The organism is Dokdonia sp. R78006, assembly GCF_042466145.1.
Lineage (GTDB): Bacteria > Bacteroidota > Bacteroidia > Flavobacteriales > Flavobacteriaceae > Dokdonia.
On sequence record NZ_JAXHBU010000001.1, the window covers coordinates 835,262 to 858,663 of the forward strand.

The 23,402-nt window shown below is 37.9% G+C and carries 26 protein-coding genes; 11 read left to right on the top strand and 15 right to left on the bottom strand.

The annotated features are described in order from the left end of the window. Window positions 1-303: 303 nt before the first annotated feature. A complete protein-coding gene (gene rseP / locus SJY37_RS03700; protein ID WP_298323867.1) occupies window positions 304-1,611 on the bottom strand; it encodes an RIP metalloprotease RseP in 1,308 nt (435 codons plus the stop codon). 143 nt (window positions 1,612-1,754) lie between these two features. Here rseP and SJY37_RS03705 point away from each other — a divergent pair, with 143 nt between their 5' ends. The 4 genes from SJY37_RS03705 to SJY37_RS03720 all read left to right on the top strand — a co-directional run bounded on the left by SJY37_RS03705 (window position 1,755) and on the right by SJY37_RS03720 (window position 5,071). Next, on the top strand, window positions 1,755-2,459 hold the full coding sequence (locus SJY37_RS03705) for an SCO family protein (protein WP_298323830.1): 705 nt from the start codon (window positions 1,755-1,757) through the stop codon (window positions 2,457-2,459). A gap of 73 nt (window positions 2,460-2,532) precedes the next feature. Further along, window positions 2,533-2,763: a FeoA family protein gene (locus tag SJY37_RS03710; protein WP_108877254.1), complete on the top strand. Its 231-nt coding sequence runs from the start codon at window positions 2,533-2,535 to the stop codon at window positions 2,761-2,763. Window positions 2,764-2,766: 3 nt separating this feature from the next. Continuing rightward, a complete protein-coding gene (gene feoB, locus SJY37_RS03715; RefSeq protein WP_379952826.1) occupies window positions 2,767-4,893 on the top strand; it encodes a ferrous iron transport protein B in 2,127 nt (708 codons plus the stop codon). 37 nt (window positions 4,894-4,930) lie between these two features. Continuing rightward, the gene (locus tag SJY37_RS03720) at window positions 4,931-5,071 is read left to right on the top strand and encodes a FeoB-associated Cys-rich membrane protein (protein ID WP_108877256.1); all 141 of its coding nucleotides are present in this window, start codon (window positions 4,931-4,933) and stop codon (window positions 5,069-5,071) included. Here SJY37_RS03720 and SJY37_RS03725 read toward each other — a convergent pair. From SJY37_RS03725 to SJY37_RS03760, 8 genes are all read right to left on the bottom strand, one after another. After that, entirely contained in the window at window positions 5,068-5,472 is a 405-nt protein-coding gene (locus SJY37_RS03725; RefSeq protein WP_379952827.1) for a hypothetical protein, read from the bottom strand. The genes SJY37_RS03720 and SJY37_RS03725 overlap by 4 nt on opposite strands. An 84-nt stretch (window positions 5,473-5,556) precedes the next feature. Beyond that, window positions 5,557-6,714, bottom strand: a complete 1,158-nt coding sequence (locus SJY37_RS03730) for a metal ABC transporter permease (RefSeq protein ID WP_379952828.1) — start codon at window positions 6,712-6,714, stop codon at window positions 5,557-5,559. Next, window positions 6,714-7,826, bottom strand: a complete 1,113-nt coding sequence (locus SJY37_RS03735) for a metal ABC transporter permease (protein WP_379952829.1) — start codon at window positions 7,824-7,826, stop codon at window positions 6,714-6,716. The genes SJY37_RS03730 and SJY37_RS03735 overlap by 1 nt, the downstream gene beginning before the upstream one ends. 34 nt (window positions 7,827-7,860) lie before the next feature. Continuing rightward, window positions 7,861-8,235, bottom strand: a complete 375-nt coding sequence (locus SJY37_RS03740; RefSeq protein ID WP_298323815.1) for a four helix bundle protein — start codon at window positions 8,233-8,235, stop codon at window positions 7,861-7,863. 53 nt (window positions 8,236-8,288) lie between these two features. Next, a complete protein-coding gene (locus SJY37_RS03745) occupies window positions 8,289-9,029 on the bottom strand; it encodes a metal ABC transporter ATP-binding protein (protein WP_298323813.1) in 741 nt (246 codons plus the stop codon). 4 nt (window positions 9,030-9,033) lie between these two features. After that, window positions 9,034-9,951, bottom strand: a complete 918-nt coding sequence (locus tag SJY37_RS03750; RefSeq protein WP_298323811.1) for a metal ABC transporter solute-binding protein, Zn/Mn family — start codon at window positions 9,949-9,951, stop codon at window positions 9,034-9,036. 6 nt (window positions 9,952-9,957) lie between these two features. Beyond that, a complete protein-coding gene (locus SJY37_RS03755; protein ID WP_298323809.1) occupies window positions 9,958-10,749 on the bottom strand; it encodes a transporter in 792 nt (263 codons plus the stop codon). A gap of 21 nt (window positions 10,750-10,770) precedes the next feature. Beyond that, a complete protein-coding gene (locus SJY37_RS03760; RefSeq protein ID WP_013750882.1) occupies window positions 10,771-11,424 on the bottom strand; it encodes a metal-dependent transcriptional regulator in 654 nt (217 codons plus the stop codon). A 163-nt stretch (window positions 11,425-11,587) separates the two neighbouring features. Between SJY37_RS03760 and SJY37_RS03765 the strand changes: the two genes are divergently transcribed. After that, window positions 11,588-12,073, top strand: coding sequence for a PAS domain-containing protein (locus SJY37_RS03765; protein WP_298323807.1), 486 nt, complete (start codon window positions 11,588-11,590; stop codon window positions 12,071-12,073). 131 nt (window positions 12,074-12,204) lie between these two features. On the opposite strand, the gene SJY37_RS03770 is transcribed toward SJY37_RS03765, so the two are convergent. The 3 genes from SJY37_RS03770 to SJY37_RS03780 form a co-directional block, all read right to left on the bottom strand. Beyond that, window positions 12,205-12,684, bottom strand: coding sequence for a regulatory protein RecX (locus SJY37_RS03770; RefSeq protein WP_041295834.1), 480 nt, complete (start codon window positions 12,682-12,684; stop codon window positions 12,205-12,207). An 85-nt stretch (window positions 12,685-12,769) separates the two neighbouring features. After that, window positions 12,770-14,320 carry a ribonuclease E/G gene (locus SJY37_RS03775; RefSeq protein ID WP_298323804.1) on the bottom strand — a complete coding sequence of 517 codons (1,551 nt, stop codon included), beginning with the start codon at window positions 14,318-14,320 and terminating at the stop codon, window positions 12,770-12,772. A gap of 325 nt (window positions 14,321-14,645) precedes the next feature. Then, a complete protein-coding gene (locus SJY37_RS03780) occupies window positions 14,646-14,936 on the bottom strand; it encodes an HU family DNA-binding protein (protein WP_013750876.1) in 291 nt (96 codons plus the stop codon). A 128-nt stretch (window positions 14,937-15,064) separates the two neighbouring features. On the opposite strand from SJY37_RS03780, the gene mutY reads away from it, so the two are divergent. Next, a complete protein-coding gene (gene mutY / locus SJY37_RS03785; RefSeq protein ID WP_298323796.1) occupies window positions 15,065-16,120 on the top strand; it encodes an A/G-specific adenine glycosylase in 1,056 nt (351 codons plus the stop codon). Between the two features lie 4 nt (window positions 16,121-16,124). On the opposite strand, the gene SJY37_RS03790 is transcribed toward mutY, so the two are convergent. Beyond that, a complete protein-coding gene (locus SJY37_RS03790) occupies window positions 16,125-16,997 on the bottom strand; it encodes an AraC family transcriptional regulator (RefSeq protein ID WP_298323794.1) in 873 nt (290 codons plus the stop codon). 211 nt (window positions 16,998-17,208) lie between these two features. Between SJY37_RS03790 and SJY37_RS03795 the strand changes: the two genes are divergently transcribed. From SJY37_RS03795 to SJY37_RS03815, 5 genes are all read left to right on the top strand, one after another. Continuing rightward, window positions 17,209-17,610, top strand: coding sequence for a DUF3244 domain-containing protein (locus tag SJY37_RS03795; protein WP_298323793.1), 402 nt, complete (start codon window positions 17,209-17,211; stop codon window positions 17,608-17,610). A gap of 209 nt (window positions 17,611-17,819) precedes the next feature. Continuing rightward, the gene (locus SJY37_RS03800; RefSeq protein ID WP_013750872.1) at window positions 17,820-18,311 is read left to right on the top strand and encodes a single-stranded DNA-binding protein; all 492 of its coding nucleotides are present in this window, start codon (window positions 17,820-17,822) and stop codon (window positions 18,309-18,311) included. A gap of 21 nt (window positions 18,312-18,332) precedes the next feature. Continuing rightward, window positions 18,333-19,655, top strand: a complete 1,323-nt coding sequence (locus SJY37_RS03805) for a gliding motility-associated protein GldE (RefSeq protein ID WP_298323790.1) — start codon at window positions 18,333-18,335, stop codon at window positions 19,653-19,655. Further along, window positions 19,652-20,212: a gliding motility lipoprotein GldD gene (gldD, locus tag SJY37_RS03810; protein ID WP_298323788.1), complete on the top strand. Its 561-nt coding sequence runs from the start codon at window positions 19,652-19,654 to the stop codon at window positions 20,210-20,212. The genes SJY37_RS03805 and gldD overlap by 4 nt, the downstream gene beginning before the upstream one ends. Before the next feature lie 88 nt (window positions 20,213-20,300). Further along, window positions 20,301-21,185, top strand: coding sequence for a DMT family transporter (locus SJY37_RS03815; RefSeq protein WP_298323786.1), 885 nt, complete (start codon window positions 20,301-20,303; stop codon window positions 21,183-21,185). Window positions 21,186-21,324: 139 nt separating this feature from the next. On the opposite strand, the gene pckA is transcribed toward SJY37_RS03815, so the two are convergent. Both pckA and SJY37_RS03825 read right to left on the bottom strand, forming a co-directional pair. Then, window positions 21,325-22,938, bottom strand: a complete 1,614-nt coding sequence (gene pckA, locus SJY37_RS03820) for a phosphoenolpyruvate carboxykinase (ATP) (RefSeq protein ID WP_298323785.1) — start codon at window positions 22,936-22,938, stop codon at window positions 21,325-21,327. Window positions 22,939-23,012: 74 nt separating this feature from the next. Then, window positions 23,013-23,393: a DUF423 domain-containing protein gene (locus SJY37_RS03825; protein WP_298323783.1), complete on the bottom strand. Its 381-nt coding sequence runs from the start codon at window positions 23,391-23,393 to the stop codon at window positions 23,013-23,015. Window positions 23,394-23,402: the final 9 nt, after the last annotated feature.

Sequence of the window (23,402 nt, forward strand, 5' to 3'; positions counted from 1 at the left end):
ATTTCCCTGCAATATTAAGCTTACAATTATGCTTCACTGAAAAAGCGTTTTTATCGTATTTCAGCGAAAAGAACGTACCGCTTAAAATCGTAAAATTTTAAAGAAAAAAGAAGAATAACGAATTTAAGAGCTTTTCTGGACAGATAATTAAAAAGACAAGCATGTGTTCATAATTTCCAAAAAACACCCTCAAACGAGTCGTGATAGCAGGCAAAATTACGCCTGCATAATTTTTTACTATTTCAAAATAGTAAGGTGATAGAATAAAATTATAAATGCAATTTTCGCGAAAGCGTAATAAAATTATCCTTTAATCAAGTTCCAAATGTCATTTCCAAAAATTACAACCATTAATCCCATCACAATGACAAAACCAATAATTTGACCTCTTTCTAATGTTTTTTCTGAAGGAGCCTTTCCAGAAATCATTTCATATAATAAAAACATAACATGACCTCCATCAAGTGCTGGAATAGGAAGGATATTTACAAAACCAAGCCAAACAGAAAACATCGCTGTGAATCCCCAGAATTTATACCAATCCCACTCTGGTGCCATCATCTCTACAATACCTATAGGACCTTTTACTTTCTTGTAACCTTGTACTTTTCTATTAAAGATTAATTTAAACTGGCGTACTTGCTTAGAAAGTACATCCCATGTCTTTGTAAGACCAGCAGGAATTGCCGCTCCTATACTATACTCATCTTTTACTAGCAACTCCTCTACGTTTGCACCTACTCCAAAGGAACGACCCTCGCCCACTGCAAAGGTTTTCTCTATACGTTGCCCGTCTCTATCAAGTGTCATAGCAACATCTCCACCTTTTACTTGATCAAAAAGAGATTGGAATTCTGTCCATTCATTAACAGGACTTCCATTAATAGCAACAATTTTATCTCCTACAAGAACGTCATTATTGTAAGCTATTGAGTCTTTGGCTACAAGACCTATAGTATTACTAAAACGCGGTCTTATAAAACGCTCTTCTGCATCAAGTACAGATTTTTTTGCTTCGTCTGGGATAGGGAATGTAAGTTCATTACCATCACGCACTACAGTAACATTATCGCCTAAAAGAATATCAATCTGTACATCGTCAAAACGAGTTACCGTTTTATCGTCTATTTTTATAACCTGGTCACCGTTGCGCAATCCTATCTCCTCTCCTACTTCACCTACAGCAATACCATACTTAAGACGGTCTGCAGGCACATACTCATCACCATAATACACAAGCATTGCACTATAAATAAACCATGCAAGAAGGACATTTACCGTCACACCACCTATCATCACAATAAGACGTTGCCATGCTGGTTTTGATCTAAACTCCCAAGGTTCTGGATCTTTTGCCATTTGCTCCTTGTCCATACTCTCATCAATCATTCCAGCAATCTTCACATAACCTCCAAGTGGAAGCCAGCCGATTCCATAAACAGTATCTCCTATTTTTTTCTTGAACAATGCAAACTTTACATCAAAGAAGAGAAAGAATTTCTCCACTTTAATCCCGAAGTAACGAGCTGGTGCAAAGTGACCAAATTCATGTAAAATTACAAGGATAGAAATAGCAAGCGTAAACTGGGCAATCTGTATAAAAGTCTCCATAGAAGGATATAAGTCAAATTTTGAACGCACAAAAATAGGCTTTTAGATGCGCATACTAAAGTTATATGAGCGTAGGATAGCATTTTTCAAGCCATACTTTATATAACTGCCACTTGGATTGTAACTTTGTAAAAAAATGCACTATGGCACATCATCTAGCTCGCTATAAAACACTGTTTATTACTCTCGGTATTCTTTCTGTCATTATTATGACCTTAATATATAGCCAACTCAAGGTGGCTCCTACTTTACCGGTCTACCAACCAGATATGGTTGATAAAGAACTCGTAGACAGCACTATGCAGTATGTTAAGAAGTATCATACTATTGCAGATTTTTCACTCACTAATCAGAATGAAAAGACCATCACGCAGAAGGATTATGAGAATCACATCTACGTAGCAGATTTTTTCTTCACCACTTGCCAGACCATTTGCCCTATCATGACAGAGCATATGGTACAAATACAAAAGGAGCTAGAGGGAGATACACTAGTTAAACTACTTTCTCACTCAGTAATCCCTACCTATGATACTCCAGAAGTTTTGAAGGCGTATGCCATAAAAAAGGGAGTAGATGACTCACGATGGAACCTTGTTACTGGTTCTCAAGAAGAAATTTTCACGCTTGCGCGAAAAAGTTATTTGGCCGTAAAAGATATACCAGGAACAGAAGATGATCTTGATATGATTCACACTGAGAACTTTATGCTTATAGACAAAAAACGTCAAATACGTGGTTATTATGACGGTACAGATCCAGAAGCAATAGATCAATTACTTGAGGATATTGAGATTTTAAAGGCATCTTATGAGCCCAGGAAAGCTTGGTACCAAAAGATTTTTTAGAATGAATTACGTACGCTTTCGCGAAAGCGTAAAATGCATTACTTTTGTTATCTAAATTCAATCTAAATAAACATTGAAGAAAACAGTCGCCCATTTACAAAAAGGAGAACGCGCTATCATCATAGATGTGATGACAGACGAAGTTCCTCTTAAGCTACTCGAGATGGGTTGCCTACCAGGCAATGAAGTACGATTGATACAACTCGCACCATTTTCTGATCCTCTATATATAGATGTGAATGGAAGTCACCTAGCGATACGCCGAGAAACGGCTCTTCATATAATCATAGAAACGCCATCCTAAATTATGGCCAAACAGATTAACGTTGCCCTCATAGGAAACCCAAACACGGGAAAGACTTCTGTCTTTAACCATCTTACGGGTCTTAACCAACAAGTAGGTAACTACCCGGGGATTACTGTAGAAAAGAAAGAAGGTATCTGTAAACTAGATCGTGGTGTAAAAGCACACATCTTAGACTTACCCGGTACTTATAGCCTTAACGCATCATCTCTTGATGAAAATGTGGTTATAGAGTTACTTCTTAATAAGAATGACAAAGACTATCCAGATGTTGCCGTTGTAATTTCTGATGTAGAAAATCTTAAACGCAACTTACTACTCTTTACACAAATTAAAGATCTTGGCATCCCTACTATTCTTGCTATTAACATGGCAGATCGTATGGAGCGTAAGGCAATCTCTCTTGACATTCCCAAGATGGAAGAACGCCTTAAAACAAGAATTGCACTTATAAGCAGCCGTAAAAACACGGGGATTGATACGCTCAAAGAACTTATTACCGAGTACAGATCTATCAATACAGAACCTTGTATTAATGCTTCTGTAATTGCTCCAGAATATTTTGACAGATTACGTAAAGCATTTCCAAAACAAGATTTATATAAGTTATGGCTTGTAATCACCCAAGACGTAAACTTTGGAAAGCTAGAGCGCAACGAGATGAAAACCATCTCTTCTTTCAAAACTGAGTCAGAGAGTAATCTTAAAAGACTACAGCAAAAAGAAACGATTGTTCGCTACAAATATATCAATGAAGTTTTGAGAGAAACTCAAACAATAGATGTAGCAAATGCAAAAGATTTAAGAGCTCGCTTAGACCGCTTACTTACACATAAGGTATGGGGCTATGTAATTTTCTTTGCGATATTACTACTCATTTTCCAAGTAATTTATGACTGGTCACAGTATCCTATGGATGCTATAGACTCCGCATTTGCTAGTATGAGTGAGTGGGTGCAAAATAACCTTCCAGAAGGCAAACTCACAGACCTTCTAGCAGAGGGTATTATTGCTGGACTAGGTGGAATCGTAATTTTTATCCCTCAGATTGCCTTTTTATTCCTCTTTATCTCTGTACTAGAAGAAAGTGGCTATATGAGTCGCGTGGTTTTCTTAATGGATAGAGTGATGCGTCGTTTTGGACTGAGTGGTAAATCTGTAGTTCCTCTTATTTCTGGAACTGCTTGTGCCATCCCTGCGGTTATGGCCACACGTAACATTGAGAACTGGAAAGAGCGATTAATCACGATATTAGTTACTCCGTTTACTACCTGTTCGGCGAGATTACCTGTGTATTTGATTATCATTTCACTCGTGATTCCTGATGAGAAGTTTCTATTTTTTAATCTACAGGCACTTACGTTGATGCTTATGTATCTCATAGGCTTTGGTGCTGCGATAGGTTCTGCGTGGATTCTCAATAAAATTCTTAAGATAAAAAGTAAGTCATTTTTTGTAGTAGAAATGCCTAACTATAAAATGCCGCTGCTTAAAAACGTAGGAATCAATGTTCTTGAAAAAACAAAATCCTTTGTAGTAGATGCAGGTAAGATTATCCTTGCTATTAGCATTGTATTATGGGTACTAGCTTCCTTTGGACCTAATGAAAAGTTCAATCAAGCAGAAGATATTGTAACCACGCAACTAGAAGCAGCTGGAGGCATAAACGCATTTCCAGATGTGGAAGCTTACCAAGCAGAAATAGACAAACTAGTTGCGAGCCAGAAGCTAGAACACAGTTACATAGGCTATATGGGTAAAGCGATAGAGCCTATTGTAGAACCACTAGGTTATGACTGGAAAATAGGAATTGCCCTTATTACTTCGTTTGCCGCAAGAGAGGTTTTTGTGGGAACACTAGCCACCATATATAGTGTAGGTGACGCCGAAGAAGAGACTATCAAGAACCGTATGGCTGGAGAGGTAAATCCTGTTTTGGGCACTCCAAGGTTTAATTTTGCAAGCGGAATTTCATTATTACTCTTTTATGCATTTGCCATGCAATGCATGAGTACGCTGGCTATTGTAAAAAGAGAAACAAACACTTGGAAATGGCCTGCAATACAGCTTGTAGCGATGACTGCAATTGCATATGTAGCAGCACTTGCGGCTTACCAGATTTTAAAATAATTTGTAAGCTAGACACTTATTTAACTACTAAGAACACATGGAACTTATACAAAACATAATCGTGATTCTTATTTTTCTAGTAGCTCTAGGGTATCTAGTTACAAAGTTTGTATGGACACCAGCTTTCCTAAAAAAGAAAGACGACAGCGGCTGCGGCACTGGGAGTTGTGGGTGTTAATTACTCACTTCTACTCGTAAATAATAATCACTTGCTTTAATTTTTGATAAAGATGTAGGGTACGGAGCTAGCCCATTAATTGATATTACAAGACCTTCTTCTGAGTATATAGGCGCTACTCGCCCACCATTGAGTATAATTTCTTTAGTGGTTTTTCTACCACTTTCGCTAGTTATTTCTACAAGCACTTTAGCATTTCCTGCCCAGATACAATCTACTCCTTTTGGACATCTACTATCTTCAAGAACTTCAACTAATCTTATCGTTGTTGCTTCTATCTGCGCTAGTTTTCCGTTATAGGCTTTAATATAAATCTTAGGAACCTCTACTGTTGTGGAGTCTTGCGCTTTCGCGAAAGCGGAAAAAAGAAATAGAATCGCAACGATGTAATAAGTTTTCATAATGTTAGATTTTACACTGCCTAAACAGATAGACACTTGTGCTTTATATTGCTAAATACTCCAAAAGCAATGCCATGTTACAAATTACCCTCTAAATAAGAAAAAATCATCTTTCATATGCTCGATATGCTCATCCTTATTTGTGATAATATATTCTAACGCCAGATCTGTAAACTCTTTACCTTTTGGTGTGAGGGCAACAATCTCCTTATTAATTTTGATAAGATTATTTTTTTCAGCGAGTTCAAGTACCGTTTCAGATCTCACTTTTTGCCAATTTATATGCTCATTGAGATGCTTCACGTGTCTCTCACTTTCTTCCTCATGGTTATTAAGGTGTAATAAAAAGGTAAGTAACGACACTTCTGTGCGCTGCTGTCGCTGCCTATACATCACAGCAATAAGTCCTTTACTAGGCGCAAACAAGTAGACGGCAAGAAATACTAGTCCTAGCACTGTAGTCATAGATCCTGCGATAGATGCATCGAGAAAATGAGCCATCCAATAACCACCAATTGCCGAAAAGACTCCAAATATCACCGAAAGCACTAACATCTTTTTTAAGTCTGATGTAAGTAAATAGGCCGTTGCTGCGGGCGCAATCATAAGTGCAACAACAAGTACTGCTCCTACCGCTTCAAAAGCACCAACAACCGTTACTGAAGAAATAGTCATTAATCCATAATGTAAAACCACCGGAGAAAAACCAAGCGCTGCAGACAAACCTGCATCAAAGGTACTCACCTTAAGTTCTTTAAAGAATGCAAAGAGCATTCCCACAGTGATGCTTAAAATTGCTCCCATCACCCACAGTGACTTAGGCCCTACATCTGTTCCACCTATAATAAGCCTATCAAAAGGCGCAAATGCTAGTTCGCCTAGCAATACCGCATCCACATCAAGGTGCACATCGTTTGCATTTTTGGCAATAAGAATAACGCCTATACTAAAGAGTGCTGGAAAAACGAGTCCTATAGCGGTGTCCTCTTTTACTAATCCAGTTTTCTGGATAGACTCTACCATCACAACAGTAATAACACCCGTCACAGCTGCTAGTAATATTAATAGTGGCGAGTTGAGATCTTCAGTAATAAAAAAGCCAATTACAATCCCTGGTAATATAGAGTGACTAATGGCGTCACTTATAAGTGCCATTTTACGTAGTACTAAAAAGACTCCTGGGATGGCACAAGCAATGGCTACTACTGCGGCAATCAATTGTATTTCTATTTGTGCATCCATTAGTTATTGTTATATAAGTTTGCGGCTGCATCGTATCCCTTTTCAGTAAGTGACCAGTTTTGCCCTTTAACTTTTACCCATTCCTTTTCTTCTAGCTCCTTCAATGTAGATTTTGCATATCCTTGAAAATTGTTTAGGATTAATATTGCGTGAGGGTGAGAGATGTCTTCATGTGTTTTTGCAATATCAAACATAAACTGCAATGTCTTTTGTAATTCTAAATCTCTTCTGTTTTGATATTTACGTAGTTGTTTAAAAAGAATACCTCGTCCAGGGGAAAAGATGAAAGAAAAAAGCACAAATACACTAGCTACAAGTACAATCACTGGCCCTGTAGACAAGTTGTTTTGACTAGCACTAATTGCCGTTCCAAAGACTCCTGAAAACACACCAAATATAGCCGCGAGTACAATCATCACACTTAACTTATTTGTCCACTGCCTTGCCGCTGCTGCAGGTGCGAGTAGCATCGCACTCATTAATACAACTCCTACAGTTTGTAGTCCTAGTACAATAGCAAGCACGATAAAAAAGGTAATGAGTATATCAATAAAACGAGTGTTAAACCCTAAGGTTTTGGTGTAGTCTGCATCAAAAAGTAAGATTTTAAACTCCTTCCAGAATAGTAACATTATAATTAAACAGATCCCTGTAACTACTGCCATCAATGTTACATCCTTCTCAACTAGCGTAGCCGCCTGACCAAAAAGATATTTATCAAGCCCCGCTTGGTTTGCATTTGGCTGTTTCTGTATAAACGTGAGCAATAACATTCCAAAACCAAAAAATAACGACAAAACAAGCCCTAGTGCTGTATCACTTTTAAGATGTGTTTTGGTCACCATCCCACGTATCCAGAAAGTCCCTATAAGTCCGCTTACTAAAGCTCCTAGCAACAATACATTAGTATCCTTTGTACCTGTGATTAAAAAAGCTATAGCAATACCAGGCAGCGCAGCATGAGAAATCGCGTCACCAAGTAAACTTTGCTTTCTAAGTACTGCAAAACTACCAAGCATACCACAAATAGCACCAAGTATAGCAGTACCCAGCGTGATGGTTCTGAGGGTATAGTCAGAGAAGAGTTGGGAGAAATATTCTGAAAGTTCCATGGGTTATTAGACGTTAGTCTGCAGTCGGTAGACGTTAGTTATTATTATTTTTCTTTAAGTAGCGTTGCAATGAAGTTATCATTTTTGCCAACTCTGATAATTTACTTCTTGCTTCTAAATCCTCCTCTGATGATATAAAGTCTTGTCGCCTAGCTATTGTTGAGCACACTACACATTCTTTTACCGAGTCCCAGGCCATTTGTAGGTATCGATTAAACTGAGCATCTGTATCCCCAGATCCTTCTGCTATATTTAAAGGTACAGAAGCCGCAGCACGTTTATACTGCGATGTTAATCCATACAACTCATGCTTTGGAAACTTCTTAGTAATACTATAAACATCATCTACAAAGTCTAAAGCCTTTTGGTATACTATTAATTCTTCGAACTTAAACTTAGGATTTTCCATATGCCCTTTTTTCTACCGACTATCGACTATCGACTAAATACTATTGTCTAGATTTATTTATTTACCGCCACCTTGTAATTAATACCGTAAGTCTTGGTAAGATTGCCATCATTAAAGATGTCTTTTACGGGTCCTGTTGCGATTTTCTTTACATTTAAAAAAGTTACCCAGTCAAAATATTCTGGTACCGTTTGTAAATCGTGATGTACTACCACTACCGTTTTTCCTGCTTTACGTAATTCTTTAAGGATATTAATAATCGCAATCTCCGTGGTTGCATCTACTCCTTGAAAAGGCTCATCCATAAAATAGATGGCTGCATCTTGCACTAGTGCTCTCGCAAGGAAAACACGCTGCTGCTGCCCTCCTGATAGTTGGCTTATTTGTCTCCCCTTAAACGGAAGCATCCCAACTTTTTCCAGTGCTTCTAGTGCTGCTCTTTTTTCCTTACTTCCAGGACGTTTTATCCAGCCTAACTTTCCATAGGTTCCCATAGTTACCACGTCAAGTGCCGTGGTGGGAAAATCCCAATCTACACTTCCCTTTTGAGGAACGTATGCTACAAGTTTTCGCTGCTTATCATAGGGTTTACCATAGATAGAAACGCTCCCAGCAATAGGATCTATAATACCGAGTATAGATTTTATAAGCGTAGACTTACCTGCACCGTTAGGCCCCACAATAGCCATGAGCACTCCTTCTGGCACTTCCAGATCTATATCCCAAAGTACCGGCTTGTAGTTATATGCAACCGTAAGGTCATCAACACGAATGGCTATTTTTGAATGTGACATATTGTTATTTTAAAGCTTTTACAATAGTAGTCACGTTATATTTGAACATGCCTATGTATGTCCCCTCTACGCTTCCTGCATTACCTAACGCATCACTATATAATGAACCACCTATCACTACTTCTTGCCCTCTAGATTGTACCGCTGCTTGCAATGCCTCTATGGTTCTTCTAGGTACAGAGCTCTCTACAAAAATAGCTTTCACTTTATTGTCAATTATAAATTGAGAAAGACGCTGTACATCCTTAACTCCTGCTTCGGTAGCGGTAGATAGTCCTTGCAACCCTACTACTTCAAAACCATAACTCTTTCCAAAATAGTTAAAGGCATCATGAGCCGTAACAAGAATCCTTTTTTCGGCTGGGAGTGTAGCTATTGTAGCTTTGATTTCAGCTTCTAACTCGTCTAATTGTGCAAGATAATTTTGGGCATTTGCTTCGTAGCTTTTTGCGTTCTGAGGATCTTTTCGCGAAAGCGTACTTACCACCTCTGTTGCAAATTGCTTAAAATACTGAATATTAAACCACACATGCGGATCATAGTTAGACGCAAAATAATCTGAGCCTATGAGCGTATTTTTATCCAGCGACTCTCCTAAGGGAATTTGCGTTACTTGAGTGGCATTCATCTTTTCAAAAACTTCTACAAGCTTACCCTCTAGGTGTAGCCCATTATAGAAAATCACATCTGCTCCAGCGAGTTTTGTAACATCACCAGCACTTGCTTTGTATAAGTGAGGATCTACACCGGCGCCCATCAACCCTTCAAGATTAATGAGATCACCTCCTATATTTTTTACAAGATCTGTAATCATTGAGGTGGTAGCAACTACATTTAATTTGCCATTACTTTCTTTCTCACCCTTGCAACTTATAACGCTTAAAGCGAAAATGACAATTACTATATATAGACTCTGTTTCATTATTTCTTATTTTTTATCTATTCTAAAACTAACTCCTGCGCTGATCAATAAATCTTGTCCATCTGTAATACTCTGACCGATTGTTGCATCGAGTTGCACTAATGGAGCAATGGCATATGTAAGACCAGCATCCCAAAAATGGTTTGCGCTATTATCTTCTGGGAAATCCCCATAAACCTCTGCATAAGCCCCGAGTTTATCAGTTATTGCATAGCCGTATGAGATTGTGTACACATATGCAAGCTCTGGCGAGTCACCTCCATATTGTCCTCCAAGGTTGTATGCAATCCCTGATCGCTCACCAAGTGTATGATTAAACGCAAAGCGAAAATCTGCACTAGTAAATTCTGGCTTAAAGTCTGTACTTGCGGTAAATGGAAGAAATAAATGACCTATTAAACCTATTTCTGGCTTCCAGCCATCTTCTTTTGTAATCGCCACTTTTGCTCCAAAAAGTAACGGAGACATACCGTTAAGGCTACTTACTTCTTGATCATTGATTTTTGTTTCTATCTCTTGGTATGCCCAGCCCACTCTAAGTTCGAGATTGTCTAGTATCCCATAACGCAGCAGCGTGGTATTGTAACCCCACACGCGTTCTTCTATATTATTCTCTTCAAAAGTAGTTGTGTATGCTCCTGTTTCTACTTGCAGACTTCCTCTAGGCACCACTGTAGGTGCCTCTGTTGCGTCTGGGCGGTCTGTAATAAGACCTATTTGAGCTTCTGTCTTTTGTGCAAACAGTTGTGCACTTAGTGAAAAACATAATAATGAAGTAAGGGTAACTAATTGTTTCAACGTTGTTGATTTTGGTAATTATTAAATCTGGATATACAGATTATCTGCTATCTTTTTGGAGATAAAAAACTGTTCTTTTTTAACTTGTATAACCATCGAGCCGTCAAAAAACTCTCGCCCTAGTACTTTTATAGTTGCCCCTATTGCGATGTTTCTTTTATCCAAAAATTGAAGAAACTCTGCCGATGTTTCTCGCACTCCTACAAGTTGGCCCGTATTTCCCTTGTTTAATTCTGATAGTAACTTTTTTATAGCACTTTTAATATTTCCATTTTTATCAGGAATGGGATCTCCATGAGGATCGTAGTCTGGATAGTCAAGAAATTTGTCTAACCGATTAATAAGCTCCGTAGAGTTTACATGTTCTAATTGCTCTGCAATATGGTGTACCTCGTCCCACTGGAAATTGAGTTTTTCCACCAGAAAAACTTCCCAAAGCCTGTGTTTACGCACAATATAAATCGCTGCTTTTTCGCCCTCTTTTGATAAGCGGGCACCTCTATATTTTCGGTAAGAAACTAAGCCTTTGTCTGCTAGTTTTTGCACCATATCTGTTGCACTTGACGCCTTAGTTTGCATCGTTTCTGCAAGTGCGTTTGTGCTTACCTCCTTGTTAAATTCTTGTTCAAGGTGGAAGATTGTTTTAAGATAATTTTCTTCTGCGAGTGTGTACATATATTAATCAAAGGTAATAAACAGAAGTAGAGTAGTAAAAAAATATATTTAGTCTAATCTAAAATTAAACACTAAATTAATGTCCCTTAAACGTTTGTGTTAATTAATATATTAAATAATTGTACTGAACATCACTTTCCTATATTTATCAAAATTTTATAAGATGCAAAGAGTAAAAGTCACCGCTCCCCTACAATCGTGGGATATTTTTTCAGAATACTTAGTCGCTAGAGCTACTAAAGCTGCTAGAGAACTTGACTATTCTCAGGTGGCAGATTTCATCTCAAAGTACAATTGGGATTTTGACACTTCACTACTAGCAACAGAAGATTTTACCACGATTGTAGTAACAGATCGTGACCAAGTTATCCAATGGGTGAATGGTGGTTTTACGGAAATGACTGGCTACCCAAGAAATCATGCTGTAGGTAAACACCCTCGTTTCTTACAAGGACCAGAAACCTCAAAAGAAACCAAGAAAGTTATAAGTAACACACTACGTCTTGAGAAACCTGTAGTCAAGCAATTACTTAATTATAAAAAAGATGGCACGCCATATCTCTGTGATATAAAAATCATACCTCTTTTTAATAAGGATCAAGAACTCACACACTTTATGGCTCTTGAAAAGAAAGCACGTGTAGCTTAACATTTACTTATCTCCCTCTTTGCACTAGTAGATAAGAGAATATCTAAGACATTTATTTAAACTTGACCCACATGTTTTACTTGTGGGGTTTTTTAGTTTTTTTACAAACTACGTATACTGAGTTATCGTTTCTAAGGCACCAGCTCCTTTACCTTTTCATACACAAGATCACCTTCCCAACCTCTGTAGGTGAGGTAGTCTGCTAGTTTTTTACGCTTGCGGTATTTATCGGTTTCTGAGGAGAGTTGTTCATAACGCTTTCGCGAAAGCGTATTAAAAACCGTATCATACTCCTCATCTTCTATCTCAAGTAGGGCTGTTTTGAGATTATAAGCTCCTATGCCGCGTTGTTTGAGTTCGCGGGTGATTCTTGTCCTTCCCCAACTTTTGTGACGAAATTTACCCCTCGCAAAGGCTTTTGCAAAACGTTCTTCGTTTAGAAAGTTGTGCTCTAGTAAATGACCTATCACTACATCTATTGCGTCTGGTATCATACGCATGTCTCGTAACTTTTGAGCGACTTCTTTATGACAACGGTCTTGGTAAGCGCAGTAGGCTTCTAGCTTACGTTTTGCTTCTTCTACAGTATATGTTTTTACGGGTTGTTGCACTGGGCAAAAGTACTTGTTTGCAAGGATACCTTTTTTACATTAGGGCATAAAAAAACCCCATTCTCAAAAGAGAATGGGGTTTTTGCTAATTTTCAATCTTAATATCCTTACCAGAAGCGTCTGTAAAGTTATACTCAAGATACGTGTATGCATCTCGTGGCATTACTTTTACCCACTTCTTGTGATCTAAAAACCATTTAGATCGTATGGACGGGAAGCCTTTTGTTAAATAGGCTGCTACAAATGGGTGTGCATGTAGCGTCACCTTCTTTGTTCCAGATTTTAATATGCGGTTGAGCTGTCCTTGAAGTTTCTCTACAATTACAATAGGAGCTTCTATCTCATTAGTACCACCGTTAGGATTTTCTTCACGGGTCTTAATGTTCATTTCTGGACGTACTCGCTGCCTAGTGATTTGGATGAGTCCAAATTTACTAGGAGGTAAGATTTTGTGTTTTGCGCGGTCATCTTTCATCTCATCTTTGAGGTGATTAAATAACTGTCGGCGGTGTTCAGCTTTACCCATATCGATAAAATCGATTACGATAATTCCTCCCATATCACGGAGGCTAAGCTGACGTGCAATTTCTGAAGCGGCGATCATGTTTACCTCAAGTGCTGTGTCTTCTTGACTTTTGGCTTTATTTGATCTGTTACCACTGTTTACGTCTACAACGTGCAAGGCTTCTGTGTGTTCAATTACAAGATAAGCACCACGGCTCATTGATACTGTTTGGCCAAAAGACGTTTTAATCTGTCTCTCTACTCCAAATTTCTCAAAAATAGGCAGTTGGTTATTATATAATTTCACAATATTCTCCTTGTGTGGAGCAATCTCGCTTAAGTAATCCTTAATTTGATAATACAACGTCTCATCATCTACTGTGATGCTCGTAAAGCTATCGTTAAAAATATCCCTTAGGATAGACGATGCACGATTCATCTCTCCTAGTACTTTGCTAGGATGGTGAGCGTTTGGAATTTTTTTGCTCATAGTGGTCCATTTGTCCACTAGATTTTGCAGGTCTTTGTCTAGTTCTGCAACTTTTACACCTTGAGCTACTGTGCGTACGATAACGCCAAACCCTTTAGGTCTGATACTTGTTACAAGTCTTTTAAGACGTGCTTTTTCTTCTTTACTCTCAATCTTTTGTGAGATAGAGATACGGTCAGAAAAAGGAACGAGAACAATATAACGTCCAGCTATGGATAACTCGCTACTTATACGAGGTCCCTTGGTCGAGATAGGTTCTTTTGCAATCTGTACAAGTACACTTTGTTTAGACTTAAGAACTTCGGCAATTTTACCGTTTTTGTCTATGTCTTTCTCAAAGGTGAAATTTTGTAAGGAATAGTCTTTTAATTTACCTGTAGTAACACTTTTTATGTATTTCTGAAGCGTAGGAAGTTTTGGACCGAGGTCATGGTAATGCAAAAATGCATCTTTCTCATAGCCCACATTTACAAATGCGGCGTTGAGACCAGAAACGGTCTTTCTTACGTTTGCGATATAAATATCACCTACGTTAAACTTATTTTTATCTTCTTCTTTATGAAGTTCTATAAGTTTTCCATCTTTTAATAAGGCAAAATCAACTACGGAGGAACTAGATCTAATGATCAATTCTTTATTCACTGTGTAGTAATTTTATCCCAATAGCTATCGGGATGGTTGATAATTCTAATTCATTACAGATTGTGGTGTATGCCATGCGCATACGTTGTGTAATAAATACCGGTGCAATAATGACTTACCCAAGGTGCGGGTAGTGCTGTTATTGCAATGTCAATGAACTCAGAATTACACCCGGAGGGTGTAATAAAAGAAAAAGTAGTCTTAAGACTACTTTTTCTTTTTGTGGCGATTTGCTCTACGTCTTTTCTTACGTTTGTGAGTCGCTACCTTGTGTCTTTTTCTTTTTTTACCGCTTGGCATAAAAATGATAGTTTTTAATTACTTATTAGTCTACACTAACGTTCGTTTTTACACCTTCTACAAAAACTTTAGCAGGCTTGAACGCTGGAATATTATGTGCTGGTATTTTGATAGTCGTATTTTTTGAAATATTTCTACCTGTTTTTTCCGCTCTGGTTTTGATAATAAAGCTACCGAATCCTCTTAAGTACACGTTATCTCCACCTTCTAAAGAAGTTTTTACTTCTTCCATGAAAGATTCAATAGTTGCTTGCACGTCATTTTTTTCGATACCTAGTTTCTCAGAAACTTTAGCTACGATATCAGCTTTAGTCATAATGTCAAATATTTAGGGGTTAAAAATTCAAGACTGCAAATATAGGGATTATAATAACAAAGAATCAAACATAATCTTTTAAAAAATAGATACATAACATCTAGCTTTGTGTAAAACCCTATTTTACATTGTCATTTTCTAACAAACTCATTGCTTGGTACTTAGAACACAAACGCGATATGCCATGGCGCAACACTAAGGACCCTTATAAGATTTGGCTCTCAGAAATTATTCTTCAACAGACGAGAGTAGCGCAAGGATTACCCTATTATTTAGCTTTTACAAAGTCATTTCCTACAGTACAAGATCTTGCAAATGCAACCGAAGAGGAAGTACTTAAACTTTGGCAAGGATTAGGCTATTATTCCCGTGGTAGAAACCTCCACGCATCTGCTCAAATTATTGTAAATGAGTACGACGGAGTCTTTCCAGACACCTATGAAGAAATTAAAAAGTTAAAAGGAGTAGGTGATTATACGGCAAGTGCCATTGCAAGCATAAGCTTTAACGAGCCTACCGCGGTGGTAGATGGTAATGTATATAGAGTCCTCTCAAGGGTATATGGTATAGATACTCCTATAAATAGTACGCCCGGGATTAAAGAGTTTAAAGCACTAGCCCAAGAACTCATAGATGTAAAACGCCCAGCAGATTTTAATCAAGCTATTATGGAGTTTGGCGCTATACAATGCAAACCTCAAAATCCATACTGCCTGCATTGCATATATAATGACAAGTGCGTAGCCTTGCAAAAGAACAAAGTTTCTGAACTCCCTGTAAAGCTTAAAAAGACTAAAGTGCGTAATCGCTACCTCAACTATCTTGTCTTTAGAGATAAAGACGGACAGACCTTATTACAACAACGCACCGGTAAAGGAATATGGCAAGGACTCTATGAGTTTCCAGTTATTGAACTTGATACCGCGCTTACTGATAGTGAAGAATCCCGCTTTCGCGAAAGCGTTAGATCCTCAAAGCATGCTCAAGAGATGAACATTACAGAGGTGGTAAGATTTAATGAGAAACCAATCGTTCATAAATTATCTCACCAGCACCTCCATACTACTTTCTGGGTGGTTGATGTAACAGCCACTGGTGCAAAAGGAACACCCTTAGCAACTATAAGAGATTTTCCTGTACCTATATTGATAGGTAGATTTTTAGAAGAGTTTTTACCTCAATAGTTCGTTACTCTAAGACAGTCTTAAGCTCCTTTCTATAATCTGAAGGATTCTGACCCGTAAAGGCTTTAAATTTTTTATTAAAGTGGGAGAAGTTATTAAAACCGCTCTCATAGCACACTTGGGTAATACTCATGGGTTGCTCTGCAAGCAGTCTAGATGCATGGACGAGTCGGTACTCATTTACAAACTGCGTAAATGTTTTATGAGTGATTTTTTTAAAATAGCGACAAAATGATGGAATGGTCAAGTTTGTTATGCTAGCCATTTCCTCTAGAGGTATCTCCTCTTTAAAATGTGTTTTTACATAATTAAAGACCTCATTAATACGGTTATTATCTTTTACATCAGAGAGCAATGAGAATCCATCTGCATTAAGTATTCTAAACTCTTTTGTAGTTGCCAGCTCATTTAAAACAGTTATTTGAGTCATGAGACGAGTAAAATCTGATTGTCCCTCCATAGATTCCATCATTGCCCCTACTCTCTTTTTAGTCTCTCCAGAAAATACAATCCCACGTTGTGCTACTTGCAATAATCTTTTTATTGCCGCTGTTTCTGGAAGGTTAAAGAATGTATCGCCCAAGTAATCTGCTTTCATATGTATAACGGTCTCACTCTTATTACCCGTGAGTTCATCTGTAAAACCACAATGAGGTAAATTACTACCCACAAGAATGAGTGTGCCCCATGTATAATAAGACAAGTTACTTCCCACCTGTCGTCTTCCTGTACCACCGTTTACATAAACTAGCTCAATCTCTGGGTGATAATGCCATAAGCTGTTATCATTAATATGATGCTCATCAAACCGTTGATACGTAAATGAGTTTCCAAAATCTGGAGTAATAGATTCAAAAGTGGGTTTATGCAGAAGCATGGCCTTTTTTTACAAATTTATAAATGACTACAAAATGAAAACTACATTAATTTACCTTAAATGTGTTCTAAATTAACACATACACCCCTATTAACCATACTGTAGGTTAAAAATGAACATATTGCTGCACAATTAGCAGTGGTGATCCCTTAATAACCACCGTATGTTTGTACCATAATAAATAATTAATCAATTACTTAAATCAACAGTTATGAAACAGACACTAAAATTTTCAGCAATTGCATTTTTATTATTTACTGCTATCACAACATTTGCAGCTACTAGTGAGATGACACATTATGACGTACAACCTGAGCTTTTAATTGAGACTTCAAATCCAGGTGATAAAATCAAAAAAGCGTCTAACGCAATAGACAAAGATGTTTTTACAGAAGGAACAGACATGGTATATGTGAGTTTTTCTAATCCAGAATTACAAACTATCAAGCTCGAAGTGAGAGATGGTCTTAATCGTATCGTTTACTCAAAAGAGATTGACGGAGAAGCTTCTGTAAGTAAAACATTCAATTTTGAAGGGGCTTACAAAGGATACTACACTATCCAAATTGAAAATGAAAAAAAGAGCTTTAGTAAAGAGTTTGAAATACTATAATATCTGTTTGCTTGCAGTAAACAATTAGTATGCTTAGTTATCCCTAGATGGTAGTTCGTCTAGGGATTTTTTTGTTCATTTATTTCTTGCAACAACCCCTTAATCTCAAAAAAAGAACGTCTTTAATATTTGTAGATAATGGTGTATGAGAGCATATTTTCGCGAAAGCATAACACACTTGCATTGCAATATTTACTACATTTGAAATTATGGCAGGAACAATCAATAAAGTGATCTTAATAGGTCACACGGGAGATGATGTAAAAATGAACTACTTTGAAGGTGGTAATTGTATAGGACGTTTTCCGCTGGCGACTAATGAAGAATATGTAAACCGCACCACTGGCGAGCGAGTTAGCAATACAGAGTGGCACAACATTGTAGTGCGCAACAAGGCTGCCGAAATTTGTGAGAAGTACCTCAAAAAAGGTGACAAAGTATATGTAGAAGGACGTCTTAAAACGCGCAAGTGGACAGATGATAAAGGAATGGACAGATACTCTACAGAAATCCAGTGCCAAGAGTTTACTTTTCTTACTCCTAAAGGAGAAAACCAAGGACAGTCACAAGGAGGTGGACAACAAGCACAACAACCTGCACAAGCAGCACGTCCTCAAGCACAACCTTACAATCCCAACCAGCCAGCACAACCGGCACAGCCCTCTACAGACACTAGTGATGTAGATGATTTGCCATTTTAATTTAACTAAACGATAAAACTTTTGGACCCCGATCCCGAACCCTTATTTATTCTTCTCTTAACTATAGACCCTACCACTATCATAAGCATTGTGGTACTTATAGTTTTACTCATGTGCTCCGCACTTATAAGTGGCGCCGAGGTTGCTTTTTTCTCCCTATCACCTAGTGATCTTCTAGAAACAGAAGAGCAAGTCGCAGATAGAAAAATGATGGTAGTAAAGAGGCTACTCACAAAGCCTAAAAAACTTCTTGCAACTATTCTTGTTGCAAATAATGCCATAAATATTGCGATTGTACTTCTCTTTGCAAGTCTAGGCGAAGTAATATTTGCAAATATTACAGCAGAGATTCTAGGTATTCCTTTACGATTTTTACTAGAAGTGGTACTTATTACGTTCTTGATCTTACTTTTTGGGGAAATCCTTCCTAAGATTTATGCAAACCGTAATAACAAGAAATTTGCGGCACTTGTAGCATATCCGCTGCGCGTACTCGATGTAATTTTCACACCACTTAGCAGCCCTATGCGTGCTGCTACCTTATGGATACAAAGAAAATTAGGAGAACAAAAAACTAGTTTTAATGTAGATCAGCTCTCGCAAGCGCTGGAACTTACAAGTGAAGAGGACACCACAAAAGAAGAGCAAAAAATCTTAAAGGGTATTGTTTCCTTTGGTAACACAGACACCAAGCAAGTGATGCGCCCTCGTATGGACGTATTTGCACTTAATAAAGAGGATGATTACAACTATATTTTAAAGCAGATTACAGAAAACGGCTTTTCTCGTATTCCAGTCTTTTCTGAGAGCATTGACACCATCGTGGGAATCCTCTATGTAAAGGACTTACTACCTCATCTCAACGAGAAAGAATTTGACTGGGCCAAGCTAATACGCGATCCTTATTTTGTGCCAGAAAACAAGAAACTAGATGACCTTCTCGCAGAGTTTAAAGAGAAGAAAAATCATCTCGCTATTGTAGTAGATGAGTATGGTGGCACAAGTGGTTTGATCTCTCTAGAAGATATTATAGAAGAAATTGTAGGAGACATTGCAGATGAGTTTGATGATGAAAATATCATTTATTCTAAACTTGATGAGCACAATTGGATTTTTGACGGAAAAACATCTCTCAAAGATTTTTACCGAATCATAAAGCTTGAAGAAACTACTATTTTTGAAAACAAGAAGGGTGAGGCAGAAACCATTGCTGGTTTTGTGCTAGAAGTTTCTGGAGGCTTCCCTCGTAAAAATGAGGTAATAATATATCAAGACTACACGTTTACGGTAGAGGCAATAGATAAGAAACGTATTAAACAGATTAAATTCACTATAAAATCTTGAGATTTACAGCTTTCATAACATCATTTCTTGCAGCTATAATGCTCGCATCATGCGGTGGCGACACATTACCTAAGCCTAAAGGACAGCTCAGTTTATCATACCCCAGACCGTCATATTCTTTTACCACATCAGATTGTGATTATAATTTTGACCTCAACTCACTAGGCAAAGTGCGCTATAAAGATAATTGCTCTGCTGTTATTGATTACCCATCGCTTAACGGAAGTGTATTCCTAACCTATAGAGCGGTAAATAATAATATTAATGCGTTACTCAATGATGCACAAAAACTCACATACGAGCATGTGCGCAAAGCAGACGACATTATAGAAGAGAAGTATGTAAACCAAGAGCAAGGTGCATACGGGATGTTTTATGACATCAAGGGAGATGCGGCTTCCCAGTCCCAATTTTACATCACAGACAGCACCACACACTTCCTTACCGGTTCTATCTACTTCAACACAAAACCTAACTACGATAGCATTTATCCTGCGGCTATGTATCTTAAAAACGATATTAGGCACTTGATGGAAAGCATTAAGTGGAGAGAATAACAGTAGCTTTTTTCAGGGTTCGCTTTCGCGAAAACTTCTCATATTCCTAATAACTTATTACCGAACTTTGCATTTCTAAATTCAAGCAATGCCAAATAATTCACTCAAGTGGATATACCTTGTCGTACTATCCATTATTTGGGGAAGTTCGTTTATCCTTATCAAAAAAGGACTAGTAGGCTTAGAACCACTACAACTAGGAGCTTTACGAATCTTATTCTCCGCATTTGTTCTGTTACTATTTGGATGGAAAAGTTTGAAAAGCATAAATAAATTAGCGTGGAAATGGATAGGAATTTCTGCATTGCTAGGAACTGGTATACCCGTGTTTCTCTTCGCCTTTGCCGAAACCGAGATTGATAGCGCCGTAGTAGGAATTTTAAATTCTAGTGTACCACTACTTGCTTTCGTTTTTGGGATACTAATATTTGGTGCTAAATTTATTAAACAACAGTTTATAGGTGTTCTTTTAGGGCTTATAGGCGCCGGCGCTCTTATTTACATAGGCGCTCAAATAAATGAAGAACAAAACTACTGGTACGCTTCGCTAGTAATCATAGCATCATCGCTCTATGCGCTCAATGTAAACATCATAAAACGTCACCTTCAAGATGTAAGCGCACTAGCTATTGCTGCAGGAAATTTTGTTTTCTTGATCATTCCTGCACTTATCATACTTTTTTACTCAGACTTTTTTGAGCTTCCATTAAGCACGGATACTACGATACAACAATCCATTGGCTACATTGTTCTACTTTCTATTTTTGGGACTGCCATTGCAAAAGTGATGTTTAACAAGCTAGTACAAATAAGCAATCCAGTGTTTGCCTCCTCTGTAACCTACTTAATGCCTATTATTTCTGTCACTTGGGGATTACTAGATGGAGAAGCATTTACGAGTCTTCAGGTTATTGCTACACTTATTATCCTTACTGGTGTTTATATTGGGAATACTGGGAAAAGAAATACCTAATTAAATCTGATTCGACTCAAACAAAGGCCTCTAGATTTAAAAAGCTCATAAAAATTACTAGCTAACTTTCGCGAAAGCGCACAAAAAAAGCGACTTACATTGCTGCAAATCGCTTTTATCAACTAAACTATCTTTTCAACTACCCTAGTGGTGGTTGTCCATTCATTATTTCTTCACTTGCATACTCTTCAAACTTCTTGAAGTTATCTTTAAAAGATCTAGCGAGCTTATTTGCAGTTGCATAGTATCCTTCGTCGTTATTCCAAGTTGCTCTAGGAGATAATACCTCTGTAGGTACTCCTGGACATGTGCGTGGCTGCGCTAGTCCAAAAACAGAGTGTATGTGGTAGTGATCGTGAGAAGTCTCTTGTGTTAACTCTCCATTCATCGCTGCCTTAATCATAGCACGTGTATACTTAAGTTTCATACGTGATCCTACTCCGTAAGGTCCGCCAGTCCACCCAGTGTTGATAAGCCATACATTTACTCCCGATGCCTTCATCTTCTCACTAAGCATCTCTGCATATTTAGTAGGGTGTAATGGCATAAATGGAGCTCCAAAACACGCCGAAAATGACGGTTGTGGCTCTGTAACTCCTGCCTCTGTCCCAGCAACCTTAGCTGTGTAACCACTTATAAAGTGGTATGCCGCTTGACCTGGTGTTAATTTTGAGATAGGAGGCAGTACTCCAAAAGCATCTGCTGTTAAGAAGAAGATGTTTTTAGGATTCTTACCTACAGAAGGCTCTTGTATATTATCAATGTGGTTAATAGGGTAACTCACACGTGTATTTTGTGTAATAGAAGTATCTTCAAAAGCTACATTACCTTGTTCATCAAGAATTACATTCTCTAGTATTGCTCCTGGCTTGATTGCATTAAAGATATCTGGCTCATTTTCCTTAGATAGGTTAATCACCTTTGCATAACAACCTCCTTCAAAGTTGAAGATGGTATTTTCCTTAGTCCATCCGTGCTCATCATCTCCTATAAGCTTACGCTCTGGATCTGCCGAAAGTGTTGTCTTTCCAGTACCAGAAAGTCCAAAGAAAATTGCAGTTTCTCCATTATCTCCTACGTTTGCACTACAGTGCATAGGTAATGTTTCCTTTTCTACAGGAAGGATAAAGTTTAATGCAGAGAAGATTCCTTTCTTGATCTCACCGGTATAACCAGTTCCACCTATGATGATTGTCTTTTCTGTAAATGAAAGAATTGCAAAGTTGCTCTGGCGAGTCCCATCTACTTCAGGGTCTGCTAGAAATCCTGGAGCGTTAAGAATAGTCCACTCTGGATCAAATGTTTTAAGTTCTTCGACCGTAGGGCGAAGAAACATGTTATAAGCAAACATGTTAGACCAAGGATACTCGTTTATCACTCGTATATTTAGTCTGTAATTCTCATCTGCACAAGCATAACTGTCTCGTACGTAGATTTCTTTTTCAGAAAGATAGTTGGCTACTTTTGCTTTTAATTTTGCAAAAGCCTCTTCGCCAAATGGAAGGTTAATGTTACCCCACCAGACTTTATCTTCTGTTTTGGCATCTCTTACAATAAAGCGATCTAGAGGTGATCGTCCTGTAAAAGTACCAGTGTTTACTGCTAGTGCGCCAGAGGACGCAGTAGTTCCCATATCATTTTCTACGCTTATTTCGTGTAGTTTCTCAGGGGAGAGTTGGTAGTTGATTTTGGCATTTTTGATGCCTAATTTTTCTAATGAAAGTGTCTTCGAAGCTAAGCTATCTGCGACCATAACAATGAGTTTTGTGTTGTTTTAGATCACAAAAGTAGTAAGACTTTGCTCAGCACTATAACGTTTTCGCTGTTTTATTTGGATTTTATGAAATGTATAACTATCAAAAGCCAACTAACAATGAGCAAAGTCCCACCTATTGGGGTAATCAGAGCGATTTTAGTAAAATCAAAAGATGTTAATTCATTGGTTGCCAGCCCATATATAGAACCCGAAAAGAATAAAATTCCTAGCAACAGCAGCACCCATACTGTTTTTTTTGTTTTTTCGCTTAAAGCGAAAACTGGAATAAGCAACAACAATAAGGCATGATACATTTGATACTTTACTCCCGTCTCAAAAGTCGCAATCGCCGATGCATCAAGCACTTTCTCGAGGCCATGCGCACCAAAAGCTCCTATAATAACTGCGGTAAGACCAAAAATCCCACCTGTCACTCTTAATTTTTTATCCATGCTATTTGT